The sequence below is a fragment of the Micromonospora sp. WMMD967 genome (genome assembly GCF_029626165.1).
GTDB lineage: Bacteria > Actinomycetota > Actinomycetes > Mycobacteriales > Micromonosporaceae > Micromonospora > Micromonospora taraxaci.
The window spans coordinates 1,183,262-1,201,289 of the sequence record NZ_JARUBK010000001.1; the positions used below are offsets into that span (position 1 = coordinate 1,183,262).

The 18,028-nt window shown below is 71.4% G+C and carries 17 protein-coding genes; 8 read left to right on the top strand and 9 right to left on the bottom strand.

Annotated elements, in window-relative coordinates; genetic code table 11:
• The first annotated feature begins 10 nt into the window (after window positions 1-10).
• Entirely contained in the window at window positions 11-1,867 is a 1,857-nt protein-coding gene (locus tag O7631_RS05655) for an acyl-CoA dehydrogenase (protein WP_278143309.1), read from the top strand.
• Between the two features lie 275 nt (window positions 1,868-2,142).
• Complete coding sequence (locus O7631_RS05660) at window positions 2,143-2,412, top strand: DUF6458 family protein (protein WP_030332052.1); 270 nt, start codon at window positions 2,143-2,145, stop codon at window positions 2,410-2,412.
• Between the two features lie 52 nt (window positions 2,413-2,464).
• Here O7631_RS05660 and O7631_RS05665 read toward each other — a convergent pair whose 3' ends face one another.
• Window positions 2,465-3,004 carry a histidine phosphatase family protein gene (locus O7631_RS05665; protein WP_278143310.1) on the bottom strand — a complete coding sequence of 180 codons (540 nt, stop codon included), beginning with the start codon at window positions 3,002-3,004 and terminating at the stop codon, window positions 2,465-2,467.
• Window positions 3,005-3,116: 112 nt separating this feature from the next.
• On the opposite strand from O7631_RS05665, the gene O7631_RS05670 reads away from it, so the two are divergent.
• Window positions 3,117-3,404, top strand: a complete 288-nt coding sequence (locus tag O7631_RS05670; RefSeq protein ID WP_088986955.1) for a DUF6458 family protein — start codon at window positions 3,117-3,119, stop codon at window positions 3,402-3,404.
• Between the two features lie 424 nt (window positions 3,405-3,828).
• Here the strand turns inward: O7631_RS05670 and O7631_RS05675 are convergent, their stop codons facing one another.
• A complete protein-coding gene (locus O7631_RS05675; RefSeq protein ID WP_278143311.1) occupies window positions 3,829-4,506 on the bottom strand; it encodes a hemolysin III family protein in 678 nt (225 codons plus the stop codon).
• Window positions 4,507-4,613: 107 nt separating this feature from the next.
• On the opposite strand from O7631_RS05675, the gene O7631_RS05680 reads away from it, so the two are divergent.
• Genes O7631_RS05680 through O7631_RS05690 form a run of 3 tightly spaced genes read left to right on the top strand, consistent with a single transcriptional unit; the run spans window position 4,614 to window position 6,971 of the window.
• Window positions 4,614-5,378, top strand: a complete 765-nt coding sequence (locus O7631_RS05680) for an allophanate hydrolase subunit 1 (protein WP_278143312.1) — start codon at window positions 4,614-4,616, stop codon at window positions 5,376-5,378.
• Window positions 5,375-6,238, top strand: a complete 864-nt coding sequence (locus O7631_RS05685) for a biotin-dependent carboxyltransferase family protein (protein WP_278143313.1) — start codon at window positions 5,375-5,377, stop codon at window positions 6,236-6,238. The genes O7631_RS05680 and O7631_RS05685 overlap by 4 nt, the downstream gene beginning before the upstream one ends.
• Window positions 6,222-6,971, top strand: coding sequence for a 5-oxoprolinase subunit PxpA (locus O7631_RS05690; protein ID WP_278143314.1), 750 nt, complete (start codon window positions 6,222-6,224; stop codon window positions 6,969-6,971). The genes O7631_RS05685 and O7631_RS05690 overlap by 17 nt, the downstream gene beginning before the upstream one ends.
• Before the next feature lie 32 nt (window positions 6,972-7,003).
• Here O7631_RS05690 and O7631_RS05695 read toward each other — a convergent pair whose 3' ends face one another.
• The gene (locus tag O7631_RS05695; RefSeq protein ID WP_278143315.1) at window positions 7,004-8,842 is read right to left on the bottom strand and encodes an NHL domain-containing thioredoxin family protein; all 1,839 of its coding nucleotides are present in this window, start codon (window positions 8,840-8,842) and stop codon (window positions 7,004-7,006) included.
• 67 nt (window positions 8,843-8,909) lie between these two features.
• Window positions 8,910-9,092: a hypothetical protein gene (locus O7631_RS05700; RefSeq protein ID WP_278143316.1), complete on the bottom strand. Its 183-nt coding sequence runs from the start codon at window positions 9,090-9,092 to the stop codon at window positions 8,910-8,912.
• Between the two features lie 170 nt (window positions 9,093-9,262).
• On the opposite strand from O7631_RS05700, the gene O7631_RS05705 reads away from it, so the two are divergent.
• Both O7631_RS05705 and O7631_RS05710 read left to right on the top strand, forming a co-directional pair.
• Window positions 9,263-9,508 carry a hypothetical protein gene (locus O7631_RS05705; RefSeq protein WP_278143317.1) on the top strand — a complete coding sequence of 82 codons (246 nt, stop codon included), beginning with the start codon at window positions 9,263-9,265 and terminating at the stop codon, window positions 9,506-9,508.
• Window positions 9,509-9,644: 136 nt separating this feature from the next.
• Window positions 9,645-10,769 (top strand): IS30 family transposase, encoded by a 1,125-nt coding sequence (locus O7631_RS05710; RefSeq protein ID WP_278143318.1) that lies wholly within the window; start codon window positions 9,645-9,647, stop codon window positions 10,767-10,769.
• Between the two features lie 142 nt (window positions 10,770-10,911).
• Here the strand turns inward: O7631_RS05710 and O7631_RS05715 are convergent, their stop codons facing one another.
• The 5 genes from O7631_RS05715 to pdhA form a co-directional block, all read right to left on the bottom strand.
• Window positions 10,912-13,686 carry a hypothetical protein gene (locus O7631_RS05715; RefSeq protein ID WP_278143319.1) on the bottom strand — a complete coding sequence of 925 codons (2,775 nt, stop codon included), beginning with the start codon at window positions 13,684-13,686 and terminating at the stop codon, window positions 10,912-10,914.
• Window positions 13,687-14,029: 343 nt separating this feature from the next.
• Window positions 14,030-14,167 carry a hypothetical protein gene (locus O7631_RS05720; protein ID WP_167393602.1) on the bottom strand — a complete coding sequence of 46 codons (138 nt, stop codon included), beginning with the start codon at window positions 14,165-14,167 and terminating at the stop codon, window positions 14,030-14,032.
• A gap of 218 nt (window positions 14,168-14,385) precedes the next feature.
• Complete coding sequence (locus O7631_RS05725; protein ID WP_278143320.1) at window positions 14,386-15,867, bottom strand: dihydrolipoamide acetyltransferase family protein; 1,482 nt, start codon at window positions 15,865-15,867, stop codon at window positions 14,386-14,388.
• Window positions 15,864-16,853 (bottom strand): alpha-ketoacid dehydrogenase subunit beta, encoded by a 990-nt coding sequence (locus tag O7631_RS05730; RefSeq protein ID WP_278143321.1) that lies wholly within the window; start codon window positions 16,851-16,853, stop codon window positions 15,864-15,866. The genes O7631_RS05725 and O7631_RS05730 overlap by 4 nt, the downstream gene beginning before the upstream one ends.
• Window positions 16,853-18,028 (bottom strand): pyruvate dehydrogenase (acetyl-transferring) E1 component subunit alpha, encoded by a 1,176-nt coding sequence (gene pdhA, locus O7631_RS05735; protein ID WP_278143322.1) that lies wholly within the window; start codon window positions 18,026-18,028, stop codon window positions 16,853-16,855. Before pdhA ends, O7631_RS05730 begins: the two co-directional genes overlap by 1 nt.

Below are 18,028 nucleotides of genomic sequence, written 5' to 3' on the forward strand. Positions count from 1 at the left end.
GCCAGCGAGCATGACCCACTACAAGAGCAACCTGCGGGACCTTGAGTTCAACCTGTTCGAGGTCTTCGGGGCGGACCGGGCGTTCGGCCAGGAACCGTACTCGGACCTCGACGCCGACACCGCCCGCAGCTTCCTCGCCGAGCTCGACCGTCTCGCTCGCGAGGACCTCGCCGCCAGCTACACGGACAGCGACCGCAACCCGCCGGTGTTCGACCCGGCCACGCACACCGCGCCCCTGCCGGCGTCGTTCAAGAAGTCCTACCAGGCATTCATGGACTCCGAGTTCTGGCGCCTGGACCTGCCGCCCGAGCTGGGCGGCACCAACGCTCCCCGTGCCCTCTGGTGGGCGCTCGCCGAGCTGGTGCTCGGCTCCAACGCCCCCATCTGGATGTACGCCTCCGGCCCGTCCTTCGCGCACGTGCTGCACGTCGAGGGCACCGACCGGCAGAAGCAGTGGGCCAAGCTCTTCATCGACAAGCAGTGGGGCTCCACGATGGTCCTCACCGAGCCGGACGCCGGCTCGGACGTCGGCGCCGGCCGCGCCCGCGCGACCCAGCAGCCCGACGGCTCCTGGCACATCGAGGGCGTGAAGCGCTTCATCACCTCGGGCGAGCACGACCTGAGCGACAACATCGTGCACTACGTGCTGGCCCGCCCGGTCGGCGTGGAGGGCGTCGGTGGCCCCGGCACCAAGGGCCTGTCGCTCTTCGTGGTGCCGAAGTTCCACTTCGACGAGACCACCGGCGAGCTGGGTGAGCGCAACGGCGTCTACACCACGAACGTCGAGCACAAGATGGGCCTGAAGGTCTCCAACACCTGCGAGCTGACCTTCGGCGAGCACGGCGTACCGGCCAAGGGCTGGCTGCTCGGTGACAAGCACGACGGCATCCGGCAGATGTTCATGATCATCGAGTACGCCCGGATGCTGGTCGGCACCAAGGCGATCGCCACCCTCTCCACCGGCTACCTCAACGCCCTCGAGTACGCGAAGAGCCGGGTGCAGGGCGCCGACCTGATCCAGCAGGCGGACAAGGCCGCGCCGCGGGTCACCATCACCCACCACCCGGACGTGCGTCGTTCGCTGCTGCTGCAGAAGTCGTACGCCGAGGGTCTCCGTGCTCTGGTCCTCTACACCGCCTCCTGGCAGGACAAGGTCGCGATCGCCGAGGCTGCCGGTGACGAGAAGGCCACCAAGCTGGCCAAGCGGGTCAACGACCTGCTGCTGCCGCTGGTCAAGGGCGTCGGCTCGGAGCGTGCCTACGAGATGCTCGGGCACGAGTCGCTGCAGACCTTCGGTGGTTCCGGGTTCCTCCAGGACTACCCGCTGGAGCAGTACGTCCGCGACGCCAAGATCGACACTCTGTACGAGGGCACCACCGCCATCCAGAGCCTGGACCTCATCTTCCGCAAGATCGTCCGGGACAACGGCAAGGCGCTGATGGCGGTAGCCGGCGAGATCCAGGAGTTCATCTCCTCCGAGGCCGGCAACGGCCAACTCAAGGAGGAGCGGCAGGCGCTCGGTAAGGCCCTGGCCGAGGTCCAGAACATCCTGGGCGTGATGACCGGCTGGCTGGGCGAGGCGCAGGGTGGTGACACCCGGGCGCTCTACAAGGTCGGGCTGAGCAGCCGTCGCTTCCTGCTGGCGATCGGTGACCTGGTCGTCGGCTGGCTGCTCCAGCGGCAGGCCGACGTGGCGCTGAAGGCCCTCGCCGGCGAGGTCTCCACCAGCGACAAGGCGTTCTACACCGGCAAGGTGGCCGCTGCCCGTTTCTTCGCCCGCGAGGTGCTGCCCCGCATCGGCGCCGACCGGCGGATCATCGAGGGCACCGACCTCGACATCATGGACCTCCCGGAAGAGGCCTTCTGACCGTGCCACGGCACGGCTGACGGTTCCGGGTCGCACCATCCGGGCCGACACCGACGGCCGGCGAGGGCAAACTGCCCCCGCCGGCCGCCGCCGTTTCCGGACGGACGCCCCTGGCGGTGGCGTTCATCGCCGTGTCACACCGGCGGCTGACGCCGCGGGCAACGTGGGCACGCATTGGGCCAGCCCGGCCGGGTATGCCGGCGCCGTGACGGGTAACCGTCGCGTGACCTCGAAAGGGAACGCCCAGAGCCACCGCACGGGGGAGTGCAGCGCATATGGGTGTAGGAAGCGGCATCTTTCTCATCGCGATCGGCGCGATCCTGACCTTCGCGCTGAGAGCCAACGTCTGGTGGATCGACGTACGGGCGGTCGGCTGGGTCTTCATCCTGGCCGGGCTGGCCGTACTGCTGACCACGCTCTGGTTCTGGCAGGACCGGCGTAAGCGGGCCCGGACCCTCATCGTGGAGGAGAACCGGCTCTCTCATCCGACCGCGATGATGCCGCCGCCGCCAGACCCGCCGCCACCAACCGCCCCGCCGTCCTGAGTACGGCCTGGGCGCGTACCCCTGAGCCACCCGCCGGCCACCGGCGGGTGGCTCAGTCGCGTGCGGTGTGCCCCGCAGTGATCAGGGCTCCTGCCCGGCTCAGCCCCGCCCAGTCGAATCGGCCACGATGCACAGCCAGTTCGGCGGTACGCAGACCCTCCTCGGCTGCCCCGTCCGGATCGAGGAGGGCCGAGAGTAGGGAAATGCCCGGGTTGTGGGCAATTAATAGTGCGGTCCGGGCCGCCGGGTCGACAGTGCGGACCAGCGCCAACAACTCCTCCGGGTGGGCGTCGTAGGCACCGGGCTCGTAACGGACAGTCGGTCGAGGACCGGTCGGACCACCCTCCGGCGGTGAACCGGTCATGCCCATCGCCACCCCGTGCCAGGTCTGGCGGGTGCGTCTGGCGGTCGAGCAGATCACCACGTCGGGCAGCAGGCCGTTGCGCGCCAACCAGGCACCCGCCGCAGCCGCGTCCGACTCTCCACGTGCGCTGAGCGGGCGTTCGGCGTCGTCCGCCGCGTCGCTACCCTGCTCGGCCTTGGCGTGCCGCAGCAGGACCAGTGTCCGTGTGTCGGGGTCGGCGTCCGTCATGCCCCCAGCTTGCCCGATTGGCGATCTCCGTGCCTGGGTAAGTCAATGCCTGCCGCACCCCTACCGACGGCCGCGGCGCGTCGTACGCCAGGTTAGAGCCGAGGAGCGAGACATGGGCATTGGTGGCAGCATCTTCTTGATCGCGCTCGGCGCGATCTTCGCATTCGCCGTGGAGGCCGACCTGGGCTGGTTGAACCTGTCCGTGGTCGGCTGGGTGCTGATGCTGGCCGGTGTCGCCGGCCTGCTCGCCACCCTCTACTTCTGGAACAGCCGCCGCCGCACGGTGGTCGCCGCCCCGGTGCGCGAGGAGCGCGTCGTGGCCGACCGGGTCGTGCCGGTCCAGGACGACCAGGTCATGCGGGAGTACCGCGAGGTTCGCCGCCCGGGCCACCCGGTCTGATCCTCGCTCGCGCACTCCGGGGTCCCGCAGCGTCGCGGGGCCCCGGCTCGCTTTCACTCCGCCCCCTGCCGCGCCGCGCCGCGCCCTGCCGCGCCGCCCCTGCCGCGCCGCGCCCTGCCGCGCCGCGCCCTGCCGCGCCGCGCCTGCCGCGCCGCGCCGCCCAAGATCCGCACACTTTCGGTGAAGTTGCTGTGTGGGGGCGCGTTGAGGCAGCAGTTTCACCGAAGTTGCGCGGATCTTGAGGTCTGCCCGATGCCGCAGCCACCATGATCGTGCTCGATCCAGGAAGGAGTGCCTTCGGGGTGCGATCGAGGCCACTACATCCTTGATCGAGCACGATCATGTGGCTGCGGCCGTGGTGTTGCTCGCCGAGAGGCGTTGCTGGTGTGTGGTCGCCTGGCGCTTGCGCCTCCGCCGTCTTTAGTCAGGCGAACAGCGCGAAGTAGATCGCGATGTGGTGGCAGAGCGCCGCCAGCAGCGTGCAGGCGTGGAAGAACTCGTGGTGACCGAAGACTGTCGGCCACGGATTGGGCCGTCGCAACGCGTAGAAGACCGCGCCGACGCTGTAGATCGCGCCGCCGACGGTCAGCAGCACCAGCGCCGCGACTCCACCGCCGTGCAGGATCTCCGGCAGCATGGCCACCGACACCCAGCCCAGCGCCAGGTAGAGCGGTGCGGACACCCAGCGCGGCGCGTGCGGCCAGACCACCTTGAGGGCCACGCCGGCCAGCGCCCCACCCCAGACCAGGGCCAGCATCACGGTGGCCGGCCGGGGCGCGAGCAGCATCACGCAGAACGGTGTGTACGTACCGGCGATGAACACGAAGATCATCGAGTGATCCATCCGCCGCATCACCTGGTAGCCGCGCTCCGACCACACCCGGCGGTGGTACAGCGCGCTCGTGCCGAAGAGTCCGCAGACCGTCAGGCTGTAGATGAGGCAGCTCACCAGGGGTGCCCACCCCGGTCGGGTGGCGGCGATCGAGCAGAGCACGATGCCGCAGACCAGGGCGACGAAGAAGGCGTACGTGTGTAGCCAGCCGCGCATCCGGGGCTTACCGATGTCGACCGGCTTCAGGCGAAGCGGGGCGGAGGTGGTCACGACATTAGGTTACGGCACCGTAGGTTACTTTCAAGTAGTCGCGTCGGTGACGCCTGGCACCGTCATCGTGAACACCGTTACCCCGGGCCATCGGCGAAGATGAACCGATGCGGATCCGGCCTGTCGGGGCACACGCCCTGCTGCTCGACTGCGCCACCACCACCAACGACGACGCGCCAGACGATGTGCCTGACGGCGAACCTCCCGTCGACCTGGTCGAAGCATGGCGGGCCGAGCTGTGGCGGCGCCGGGAGCAGGGTGACCTGGTCGCCGTCGAGATCGTGCCGGCGGCCAGCACCGTCCTGCTCGACGGTCTGCCCGACCCGACCGCCACGGCCGAGCAGCTGACCCGATGGGCGGGCAACGTCGCCGCCGCGACAAACCGTCCTGCCGGACTCACCGCCCCCACAGCCGCCGCCAGGGCCGCAGACCGTGACGCCGTCGCCGGGGCCACCGGCCTCGACGTCGTTGCCAGAACAGCCGACCGTGCCGCCCCGGAGGTCGTCGTCCCGGTCCGCTTCGACGGGCCGGACCTGCCGACAGTGGCCGAGTACTGGAACGTGGACGTGCCGGCCGTGCTGCGCCGGCTGACCGGCACCCGGTTCCGGGTCGCGTTCTGCGGATTCGCCCCCGGTTTCCCCTACCTGACCGGGCTGCCCGCCGAGCTGGCGCTGCCCCGGCTGGCCACACCCCGCCCCCGGGTGCCGGCCGGCTCGGTCGCCCTCGCCGGCCCGTACGCCGGCATCTACCCCGGCGCGTCACCCGGTGGCTGGCAGTTGGTCGGCCGCACCGAACTGGTCCTCTTCGACGTCCACGCCGACCCACCGGCCCGACTCGGCCCGGGCACGTCGGTCCGGATGGTGGCGACGTGACCCACCCGGCCACCATCGAGGTGCTCCGCGCCGGGGCGCTCACCACCGTGCAGGACCTGGGTCGGCCCGGATGGGCGCACCTGGGCGTACCCCGTTCCGGCGCCCTCGACCCGGCAGCCCTGCGGCTGGCCAACCGGCTGGTCGGCAACCCCGAGCACGCCGCCGGGCTGGAGATCACCCTGACCGGCTGCACGCTGCGGCTGACCCGGGCCACCACCGTCGCGCTCACCGGTGCCGAGGTCACGGTTCAGGCGGGTGCTCGGCCCGCCGACACCGGACGCCCGCTCACAGTGCCGGCCGGAACGGTGCTGCGGATCGGCCCCGCCCGACAGGGCGTACGGAGCTGGCTGGCGGTAGCGGGGGGTATCGACGTGACGCCGGTGCTTGGCAGTCGAGCCACCGACACCCTCTCCGGGCTCGGCCCGCCCCCGCTGCGCGACGGCGACCGGCTGCCGCTCGGCCAGCCTTTCGGCGCACCGGCCCCGGTGGACCTGACCGTGTACCCGACACCCCCGCCCGAGCTGCGGTTGACACTGCGCCTCGGCCCGCGCGACGACTGGTTCACGTCGACCGCGCTCGACCGGCTGTTCGGCACCGCGTACACCCTCAGCCCGGTGAGCAACCGGGTCGGCGCGCGACTCGCCGGTGCGCCCCTGCCCCGCGCGGTCGCCGGCGAACTGCCCAGCGAGGGCATCGTGCTCGGCGCGGTGCAGGTGCCGGCGGACGGGCAACCGTTGATCTTCCTGGCGGACCACCCGACCACCGGCGGATACCCAGTCGTCGGGGTGGTCACCGACGTGACCCCGCTCGCGCAGGCCCGGCCAGGGACTACCGTCAGATTCCATGGACCTCAACGCTGACCTCGGCGAGGGATTCGGCATCTGGCGACTCGGCGACGACGACGCGCTGCTCAGCCTCGTCACCTCCGCCAACGTCGCCTGCGGCTTCCACGGCGGCGACCCGTCCACGATGCGACGGGTCTGCGAGGGCGCCGCGCGGCGTGGGGTCGCGGTGGGCGCGCAGGTCGGCTACCGGGACCTGGCCGGCTTCGGCCGGCGACACATCGCGTACGACTTCGCGGAGCTACGCGACGAGGTGACCTACCAGCTCGGTGCGCTCAACGCGTTCTGCCGGTTGTTCGGCACCCGGGTCCGCTACCTCAAGCCGCACGGCGCGCTCTACCACGCGACCAGCACCGACGAATCCCAGGCGGCGGCGGTGGTCGCCGCGGTCACCGGCTACGACCCCGAGTTGCCCGTCCTCTGCCTACCCGGCTCGACCCTGGCCCAGCTCGCCGTCGGCGCGGGCCTGCCGGTCGTCGCCGAGGCCTTCGCCGACCGCGCGTACCTGCCCAACGGAGCGCTGGTGCCCCGAGGCACCCCCGGCGCCGTGATCAGCGACCCGGAGCAGGTGGCCGAACGGGCGGTACGGATGGCCGTCGAACGGGTCGTGGTGGCGGTGGACGGCACCGTCATCCCCTGCTCGGTCGACTCGATCTGCGTACACGGCGACACCCCGGGCGCCGTCTCCGCCGCCGAACTGGTCCGCGCCACCCTGATCGACGCCGGCGTGTCCCTGGCACCGTTCGCGTGAGTGGAGGGGCCCGACGGGCCCCTCCGCACGCGTCACGCGTCCAGGCCGCGGAGCACCAACGGGAGTCGGGTCACCGCGCCGTCGACCACTCGGACCGGTACGCCCCAGTCCTGCCGGGTCAGGTGGCACGCCGCGTGTTCGACGTCCGCGTCACAGGTGGCCGCCTGGGCGGTCACCTGCAACACCCCGGCGGTGACCTCGCCGTTCAGCACCAGTCGACGGGACAACTCGGTGCCCGTGCCGGCACCCTCCACCAGCAGTTCCGGCGGCGACGCGGACACCACCAACCGGGTCGACGGCCCGTACGTCTCGTCCAGCTTCTGCCCCGGCGCCGGGGTGAAGACGATGTCCAGGGTGACCTCACCGGCCGAGACGTCGGTCGGCTTGCGTTCGGTGCGGTGCCGGGGCCCGTCCACCGTGCTGGCACCCGCCGCCGACAGGGCACCCGGAGCGAGCCGCGTCAACCGGTGCGCGGCGGACTCCACCACCAGCACCTCACCGGCCGGGGTGAGCACCAGGTCACTGGGTTCCGCCAATCCGTCGGCGACGGTGGAGACCTGGTTGCTGTCCGGGTCGAAGCGGCGCACCGCCCCGTTGTACGTGTCCGCGATCAGCACCGAGCCGTCCGGCAACGCGCACACACCCAACGGGTGCTGGAGCAGCGCCGACTCCGCCGGCCCGTCCACGTGCCCGAAGTCGAACAGGCCCTGACCGACGGCAGTTCCCAGCACCCCGTTCTCGATGTAACGGACCGCGCTGGTCTCACTGTCGGCGATCCAGAGCCGGGTGCCGTCGGCGGAGGCGGAGAGCCCGGACGGCTGCGCCATCCACGCCTCGGCCAGCGGGCCGTCGCGCAGCGCCTCGACGGTGGTGCCCGCGTACATGCCGGCGGTCCGCTTGATCGGATCGAACCACCAGAGCTGGTGGATGCCGGCCATCGCGATGATCAGCTTGTCGTCGTACCAGGCCAGATCCCACGGAGACGAGAGATCCACGGCGAGCGCGTCGTGGGCGTGGTCGTCGACCTCGGCACGCCACTGCCGGCCGCTGCCGGCCACTGTCACGACCTCGCCGGACTCCAGCCGTACGCCGCGCAGCAGGTGGTTGACGGTGTCGGCCACCACCAGGTCGTAGCCGGCGACCTCGGCGACATGAGTGGGCAGCAGGCACACCCCCTGCGGCTCGGAGAACGTCGCAGCGGCAGCCGGCCCGTCGGCGCGGCCCCGCTCACCCGAGCCGATCCGACGCACCGGCGTCTCGCCGTCCGGTGCCACCTCGACCAGGGAGTGCCGGGCCGAGTCGGACACCAGCAGATTGCCGTTCGGCAGTTGCACAGCCTTGCCCGGGAAGCGCAGCGCGGTCTCCGGTGCCGGCGGCGGAACGTACGGCCCGTCGCCCCGGTGCAGGGTGCCCTTGGCCTCGTGGGTGGCGATCAGCTCGTCGATCAACCGGGAGAGCCCTTCGGCGTGCCCCTCACCCGCCATGGTGGCCACGACGTACCCCTCGGGGTCGATCACCGACAACGTCGGCCAGGCCCGGGCGGCGTACTGCTGCCACATGTCCATCTCGGGATCGTCGAGCACGGGGTGGTGCACTCCGTACCGCTCGACGGCGGCGGCGAGCGCGTCCGGGTCCTTCTCGTGCTCGAACTTGGGCGAGTGCACGCCGATCACGACGAGCACGTCGCCGTACTTCTCCTCCAGCGGGCGCAACTCGTCGAGGACGTGCAGGCAGTTGATGCAGCAGAACGTCCAGAAGTCCGCGATCACGATCTTGCCGCGAAGGTCCTGCAAGGTCAGATTCCGGCCGCCGGTGTTGAGCCACTGCCGGCCCCGCAGTTCGGGCGCCCGTACACGCGCTGTCGTTCCCATGCCCTCAGCCTGCCACGCCCCGCAGGCCCGATCGCCGTGACCCGGACGACAACAGACGGAGTGGCTTCTAGCCCGCACCGCCTTCGTTGCGTTCCCGACGCTTCGCGGCGTACTCGCGGACCTCGACCGCGTCCCAGATGCGGCCCACGGTCAGCGTCTCGATCGGAGCCGGGAAGTCTGGGCGATCAACCAGGATCGCGGCGCGCTGACGGGAGACGCCGAGGTAGTCGGCGACCTCCGAGAGGGCCATGACGCGCACTGTCGGACCATCCGGTGACACAGGTAGGCAACTTGTCACCGAGGGGGTTGCCGACCTGCCAACGGGTCAGCCAAGGTTGAGCCTATGCGGATACGCCGAGGAGTGGAGCCGATACGTCCTGGTCGCGCTGACGTGCGCCGAACCGGCACGGGTGGGCGTTGGTGAGCGACCACCGGCCGAAGCGCCCGACGTGGGACTGCGCGGTGTGTGCGCAGCCCTATCCGTGTCCCGAGGCGCGGGCTGCCATCGCGACCAGCGACCCGTGGGCGGCGGCGACCTACCTGGCGGGTCAGTTCGTGATAGCCGTGAACGACCTGCCGGCGGTGCCGGTGATCGATCTGTACGCCCGGTTCCTGCTCTCGGTGCCCCTGCGCGCCCGTCGGTCCAAGCACCCTCACCAGCGGTAGGCGAGCCGATTGCGTGGGTCGGCCCGCCTGCGAGCCCCAGCCAAGATCCGCGCAAGTTCCCCGATGTTGCTGCCTCCGAGGCCTTGGGCTCAAGTGGTTGTTGCAACGGGGTGGATTCTCGTCAGGATGAGGGGTCATGCCGGGGCAGAGGTTGTCGTGCGCGGAGCGGGCGCAGATTGAGGTGTTGTTCGGTCAGGGACTGAACTGTCCGCAGATCGCGGTGGTGATTGGGCGGGATCGTTCGACGGTGTGGCGGGAGTTGTCGCGTAATCACTGTGGCACTGGGGGTCGGGTGCCGTCGGGGCGGCGGCATCCGCATGGTGCGGCTCCGGGGTATGTGGCGGGGGTGGGTTACCCGAAGGGGTGGGGTGGGGTGTATCGGTGGAAGTACTGTCACCGCAACGCTCAGACCAAGGCCGACGGGCGGGCGCGGCGTCCTCGTGAGGGCAAGTTGCGTCCGAGGTGGGGGCGGGCGTGGCCGCCGTTGTGGCAGACGGTCAAGGATCGCCTGAGCCAGCGGCACTCGCCGCAGCAGATCGCCCGGTCGTTGCGGCGGGAGTTTCCTGACAGGCCGGAGATGTGGGTGTCACACGAGACGATCTACCAGGCGATCTACTTTCAGGCCCGGGGTGGGATGCGCCAAGAACTCGCCCGGCAGGTCGCGCTGCGCTCGGGGCGTTCTGGTCGCCGGCCGCAGTCGCGTCAGGCCAGCGCGGCCCGAGGCCGGCCGTGGGTGCGGGACTTCCACATCTCGACTCGCCCGGCGGAGGTCGCCGACCGGGCCGTGCCGGGGCACTGGGAAGGCGACCTGGTCATCGGCGCCCGAGGCTCCAGCGCGATCATCACCCTGGTCGAACGGGCCACCCGATACGTAATGCTCGGCGCTCTGCCCGAATCGCGGGTCAGTGAACAGGTCATCGACACCCTCACCGCCCTGATGCGCCGCCTACCCGCCGAGCTACGCAAAACCCTGACCTGGGACCAGGGCATCGAAATGATCTACCACCCCATCTTCACCCTGGCCACCGACTGCAAGGTCTACTTCTGCGACCCCCACAGCCCATGGCAACGCGGCAGCAACGAGAACACCAACGGTCTCCTGCGCCAGTACTTCCCCCGCTCCAGCACCGACTTCCGCACCTGGACCCAAGACGACCTCGACGCCGTCGCCCGCGAACTCAACGGACGACCACGCCAAACCCTCGACTGGCAGAATCCCGCCGAGGTACTCCACCAACACCTGGTTGCAACCGCCACCTGAAACCGCCGGCGCTGGAGACACCAACATCCCCGATCTTGTGCGGATCTTGGACGGTGAGGCGCGTTCGGCGGCGGGCTCGGGCGCAGGGGCGGGTACGACGACGGCGGGGTCACGGTCGCCCGTGCCCCCGCCGTCGGTGGAGTTACTTTGCGGCCGGCTTGAGGCAGAGCACCCGGTTGGTGCCGTCGCCCGGCAGCACCACGTGCGGCTGCGTCGTGTCGGTGCACTTCTCCTTCGCGTCCACCTTCGACACGATCGTGAAAGCGTCCGCCTCGCCGCAGTCCGCCGCCGAAGCGCCACCCTGACCGGACTGCTTGACACAGGTGCCGACCGCCGGGTCGAAGGCCGGAGTGTCGTCGCCCCCGAACTTGCCGAGCAGCATCAGCAGGCCGAGCGGCACCGCCAGGATCAGGACCGCGGCGATCAGGACCGCGGCCAGCACCCGACCGTTGCGTACCTTCGGCGCCGGGGGTTCCACCTTCGGCGCGTCGGCGTCCGGCTTGAAGGCGTCGAACCGGCCCTGGTCCGCCTGGCCGTCGTCCTGCCCCCAGGACGACGAGGGCTGCTGCGCGGGCGGGAACGACGGGAAGTTACCGCCGGGCACCGGCTCGGTTGCCGGCCCGGCACCGAAGCCCGGCCCCCCGAAGCCACCGGAGCCCGGCCCACCGGAGCCCGGCCCACCGGAGCCCGGCCCAGCGAAGTCCGGCCCGGCGAAGGCGGCGGTGCCGTTGACCGCGGAGGTGCCGGCGGCCGGCGACCCGGGGCCGCCGAACTGGTCGGCCGGCCGTTCCGCACCGGCGTGCGGCCGGTTGCCGTTCACCGGCCTGTTGTTGCCGGGCGTGTCGACGAAGGACGGAACGCCCGGCGGGAACGCCGGCGGTGCCTCACCGAACGCGTTGGGTGCGGGCTGCCGGTCGTCGAAGCGCGGGTCGGCTGCGGGCTCGCCACCCCAGCCGGGGACGCCCTGCCGCTGCGAGTCGTCCTGCCACTCGGGCACGACAGGCCGTTGCGAGTCGTTCTGCTGCCACTCCGGCACGACCGGGCGTTGCGAGTCGTTCTGCTGCCACTCAGGCGCTACCGGCCGTTGCGAATCGTGCTGCCAATCGGGTGCGGCCTGGCGCTCGGCTCCCGGGTCGGCCTGGAACGACTCCGGCTCCGGCTCGTTCTCCGGCTCGGGTCGAGCCGGACGCCCGTACACCCGAGGTTGCGGCGAGGCCGTGCTGGCCGGTCGGACGGCCTGATCGGTCGGGGGCATCACCCGGCTGGCCAGCGGCACCGAGGCGCTCGCCGTGGCCCGGGCGACGCCGGCCGCCGGCTCGGCCTCCGCCCCTGGTACGACAGCACGACCCGCGCCGGACTCCGGAGAGGTACGCGGGGCGGGCACCACCGCGCCGCTCGCGGAAGCGTCCTCGGCGCGGCCCCAACCGGCTGGCTCCGCCTCGTACTGTGCGGCGGCGTCCGACGCCTCCCGCTCGGCGTACGCGGGCTGCTCGGGGATCGGGGCGAACTGGGCCTGCGGCGGCGCGTAGTCGGCCGGCGGGATCGCGGCCAGGCTGGCGCCCGGCACCCGCTGCTCCTGTGGGGGCAGCGGCACCGCGTTCGCCGGCGAGATGCCCGGTGCGGGCCCGGGCTGGTAGGCGGGCGCCTCGTCGGCGCGGTCGGCTTCCCAGCCACCGCGGGACTGGGCGGAAGCTTCCGCCTCGGCGCGACCCCACACCTCACCGGGTGCCCACGGTTCGGCCTGCGGCACGGCGGGAGCGTTCGGTGCCGCGTTGTTCGGGTTGGCAGGCCAGCCGGGCGCGCCGTCGTTGCCGGGCACGCTGGCGCTGGCCCGAGCGGGCAGACCGCTCTGCTCCGGCGGGGTCCACCCCGACGGCTCCGGACGCTCGGTCGGCTGGTCCTGGGGTGCCAGCACCCAGTCGGGCTGCTGCGGACGGCCCTCGGCGCCCTGCCAGGCGGCGGGTTGCGCGGGCTGGTCCTGGCGTGCGTCGCCGCCGTCGTTCCAGGCTGCGGGTTGCGCCTGCTGCTGTGCGGCCCACCCGCCGGACTGCGCCGGGTCGTCCTGGCCGGGCCGGCTCGGCGCCGGCACCTGAGCTGCTCCACGCGCGGCGTTCGGCGGGGCTGCCTGCCCCCAGGCGGGGGCGGACTGCTCCTGCGGCTCGGCGGGCTGGCCCCAGGTCGGCGGTGACTGCTCGGCCGGCGTCCACACCGGCTGGTCGTCACGCGCGGCGGTGCCGGCGGACCAGCCGCCGTTGCCGGCCGCGTCGTCCTGCTGGCCGCCACCGGACCAAGCGCCGGCCTGCGGCGGCTCGGGCTGCTGCGACGCGGCACCGCGCCAGTCACCAGCGGGCGGGTTGGCCTGCGCGGCGTTGCCCCAGCCGCCGGACTGGGCCGGGTCTTCCTGGGCGGGCCAGGCGGCGGTGGCCGGAGGCACCTGGGCGGCACCCCTCGCGGCCGGCTGGGCCTGCACCCACTCGGGCTGCTCGGCGGCGCCGGAGGTCCAGTTGGGTGCCGGCGACGTCTGCTCGGCCGGCGTCCAACCCTGCTGCTGCGCGGCCCCCCACGTGCCGGGCTGGGCCGGGGCTGGTGCGCCGTCGTTGCCGGGCCAGCCGCCGGGCTGCTGCTGCGGCGGCTCGCTCGTGCCACCGCCTGCGGCCCAGGCCGGCTGCGCCGGATCGTTGGGCTGTGGGGCAGCACCCCAGGCGGGGGCGGGCGGCTGCTCAGCCTGGGTCGCCCAGGCCGGCGTCGACTGGTTGGGCCGCGTCGGCGGCGGGGGCGCCCAGCCCAGGTCGGGGCCGGCGGCGTTCTGGCCGTTGTCCGGCTGCGCCGGGCGGTCGCCGTACGGCGCCGGTCCGCCGGCGCCCGGTGACACCTCGTCCGGCTCTTGGCCGGGACGGTGCGGGCCCTCGGACGTCATGGGTGCGCCTCCTCCATCACATGTCGGCTCGCCGGTGCCGATCGGTCTCCTCGGCATGGCTGCCGGCGTCACCGGCGTACCGCTGTGCCGGCTCCCCGCACGGTATCGGGTAGCGGCACGGCGCGTCCAAGGAGCACTGGTCGTCACTGCGCGTGGCCGGTCGGTGTCGAGCAGCTTCTGTCAGCTCGGCCTCTGCCGGGTCGGCGGGCGGCGACCGAAGCCCACCGTACCGGGCGCTGCGGCAGGGCGGAATCCCGGTGGTGGGTGCTGGGAAACGCCGATGGCCCACCCGGTGGGCCGGGTGGGCCATCGATCTGGAGGAGGTGCGGAATGTCGTGGAGCGTCAGCTCATGTGACGCTGGGCGATGACGAGGATCTCCTCGCGGACCGCCGGCGAGTTCGCCGAGCGCAGCGCGTGCTCGATGGCACGTGCGCGGCGGTTGGCGTCGCGGTGGTTGCGGATTCGCTCGATCATGCTCATTGGTGGGTCCCCCTAGCTATTCGGTTGTCAGCCCCTGATGCATCTATTCAACAGCAAGAGCCGGTAAAATTCCATCGATTATTAGGTGAGCTGGGACACCCACCTAACAATCAAAGGTCAACAGGCACCTTGGCCGACGGTTCCGTCGCCCAAACGACACGGCCGATGTGCCGGGCGTTAACCCGTGGCACACCGGCCGTGACTGGCCCTACGAACGATCAGGTCCAGGCGAGCAGCGCCGCCTCCGGGTCGGCGAGGAAGTCGCCGACGTCGCGCAGGAACTTCGAGCCCAGCTCACCGTCGATGATCCGGTGGTCGAAGCTCAGCCCCAGCGTGGTCACCTGACGCACCTTGACCTTGCCCTTGTGCACCCAGGGCATCTCCCGCACCGCGCCGAAGGCCAGGATCGCGGACTCGCCCGGCGGCAGGATCGGCGTGCCGGTGTCCACCCCGAACACCCCGACGTTCGTGATGGTCAACGTGCCACCGGACATGTCCGCCGGCGAGGTACGGCCGGACTTGGCCGTCTGCACCAGGTCGGTCAGCGAGTCCGCCAACTCCCGCAGCGAGAGTCGGCCGGCGTCCTTGACGTTCGGCACGATCAGGCCACGCTCGGTCGCCGCCGCGATACCGAGGTTGACGTACTCCTTGACCACGATCTCGTCGCCGGCCCAGGTCGAGTTGACCATCGGGTGACGCTTCACCGCCAGCAGCACCGCCTTCGCCACCAGCAGCAAGGGCGAGACCCGTACGTCACGCCACTCGCGTCGGTTGCGCAGCCGCTCCAGAGCCTTCATCGCCCGGGTCACGTCGACGGTCAGGAACTCCGTCACGTGCGGAGCGGTGAACGCCGAGCGCGACATGTTCTCGGCGGTGAGCTTGCGTACCCCCTTGACCGGGATGCGCTGCTCGCGGTCCGCGCCGAAGCTCGCGGCGCTCGTGGCCGTCGCCGCGATCGGCTCGGCCACCACCGTGGCGCCGTTCGCCGCCTGCTGCACGTCCTCCCGGGTGATCGAGCCCAGCGGCCCCGACCCGGAAAGCATCCTCAGGTCAACCCCGAGATCCTTGGCGAGCTTGCGCACCGGCGGCTTGGCAAGCACCAGACCGCCCGTCGCCGCGCTGGGTCGATCATGGACTAGTGGTGCCGGAGTTGTCGGGGTTGGAGTGGGTTTGTTGCCCACCACAACTCCATGATCGGCCGCAGTGGCGGCGGCCTGCGCCGGGACGCCGCCCTTGCGGGGGCGACGCTTCGCGCTCGTCGTGCGCGGGCCGTAGCCGACCAGCACCGCGGTCCGACCACCCGGGGCCGCACCGCCGATCAGACCGGGCTCCACCATGCCCTCGGCCGGTGCCACCTCCACCGCCGCCAGCGAAGCCGCCGACGGGGTGGGCAGGTCGCCGCTGGGGGTGGCCGTGGTCGACGGGGCGTCCAGCGGACCGGCACCCGGATCGGTGTCGATCGCGATGATCGGCGCACCCACCTCCACGGTGGTGCCCTCCGGGTGGTGGATCGCCTGCACCTGCCCGGCCCACTTCGCCGGGATCTCCACGGCCGCCTTCGCCGTCTCCACCTCGACGATCGGCTGGTTCAGCTCGATGGTGTCGCCGACCTTGACCAGCCAGGTCAGGATCTCGCCCTCGGTCAGCCCCTCGCCCAGGTCGGGCAGGTTGAACGTTTTGATCCGGGACATGTCGCTCACCAGCCGAAGGTGCGGTCGACGGCGTCGAGCACCCGGTCGAGGTCGGGCAGGTACTCCTCCTCCACCCGGGCGGCCGGGTAGGGGGTGTCGAAGCCGGTCACCCGCAGCACCGGCGACTCCAGGGAGTAGAAGCACTCCTCGGTGATCCGGGCGGCCAACTCCGCGCCGAGACCGATGTTCGACGGCGCCTCGTGCACCACGACAGCGCGGCCGGTGCGCTTCACCGACTCGTACGCGGCGCCCAGGTCCAGCGGGGAGAGCGAGCGCAGGTCGATGACCTCCAGCTCCCGGCCGTCCTCGGCGGCGGCGGTCGCCGCCTCCAGGCAGGTCCGCACCATCGGCCCGTAGGCCAGCAGCGTGACGTCGGTGCCGGGCCGCACGACCCGGGCCGAGTGCAGGGGGTACGCCTCGGACAGCGGCGCGTCCAGGTCGACCTGACCCTTCTCCCAGTAGCGCCGCTTGGGCTCCAGGAAGACGATCGGGTCGTCCGAGGCGATGGCCTGCTGGATCATCACGTACGCGTCCTGCGGGTTGGAGCAGGTCACGACCTTCAGACCGGCGGTGTGCGCGAAGTACGCCTCCGGCGACTCGGAGTGGTGTTCGACGGCGCCGATGCCACCGCCGAACGGAATCCGGATCACCATGGGGATGCTGAGCTTGCCGCCCGAGCGGTAGTGCATCTTCGCCACCTGCGACACGATCTGGTCGTACGCGGGGTAGACGAAACCGTCGAACTGGATCTCGCAGACCGGACGGTAGCCGCGAATGGCCAGGCCGACCGCCGTGCCGATGATGCCGGACTCGGCCAGCGGGGTGTCGATCACCCGCTGGTCGCCGAAGTCCTTCTGCAGCCCGTCGGTGATCCGGAAGACGCCGCCGAGCTTGCCGACGTCCTCGCCCATGATGATGACCTTGGGGTCGGTCTCCAGGGCGCGGCGCAGGCCGGTGTTGAGGGCCTTGCCGATGGTGAGCGTCTCCGTGGCCATCAGTGGGCGCTCCCCTCGAACGACTCCATGTAGCTGTTGAACTTCGCGCGCTGCTCGTCGAGCAGCGGAGAGCCGTTGGGGTAGACGTGGTCGAACATCGTCACCGGCTCCGGGTTGGGCATGTTGAGCACCCGCTCGCGCAGGTGCACCGACTCGCGGCGGGCCTGCTCGTCGACCTCGGCGAAGAAGGCCGCGTCGGCGATCTGCTGCTTCTCCAGGAAGGCCTTGACCCGGGTGATCGGGTCCTTGGCCTGCCACGACTCGACCTCGCTGGCGATCCGGTAGCGGGTCGGGTCGTCGGAGGTGGTGTGCGCGCCCATCCGGTAGGTGTACGCCTCGATCAGGCTCGGGCCCTGCCCGTGCCGGGCGTTGTCCAGCGCCGTGCGGGTCACCGCGTAGGAGGCCAGCACGTCGTTGCCGTCCACCCGTACGCCGGGAAAACCGAAGCCTGCGGCCCGCTGGTAGAGCGGGACCCGGGTCTGCCGTTCCAACGGCTCGGAGATCGCGTACTGGTTGTTCTGGCAGAAGAAGACCAGCGGCGCGTTGAAGACGCTTGCCCAGACGAACGCCTCGTTCACGTCGCCCTGGCTGGTGGCCCCGTCGCCGAAGTAGGCGATCGCGGCCTCGCCGTCGTCGTTGCCGATCTTGCCGTCCATGGTGATGCCCATGGCGTAACCGGTGGCGTGCAGGGTCTGCGCACCGATGACGATCGTGTACATGTTGAACTTGAACTCGTTCGGGTCCCAGCCGCCCTGGTCGACACCGCGGAACAGGCCGAGCGGCATGATCGGGTCGATGCCCCGGCAGTAGAGGACGCCGTGCTCCCGGTAGGTCGGGAAGGCCATGTCCTGCGATCGCAGCGCCCGCCCGGAACCGACCTGGGCGGCCTCCTGGCCGAGCAGGCTGGCCCAGAGGCCCAGCTCGCCCTGGCGCTGGAGGGCGGTCGCCTCGGCGTCCAGCTTGCGGACCATCACCAGATCGCGGTAAAGCCCGCGGTATTCCTCGTCGGTGAAGTCCACGCGGTACTCGGTGCCGTCCGGCCCGGTGGCGCTGTCGATGCGCTCACCGTCCGGGGTGAGCAGCTGTACCAGCTCCGGATTACCGGCCGCGCCCTTCTTGGAGCGGGGTGCAGGCCGCCTGCTGCGGGTGGTGCCCCCGGGGTCGCCCTTTGCCAT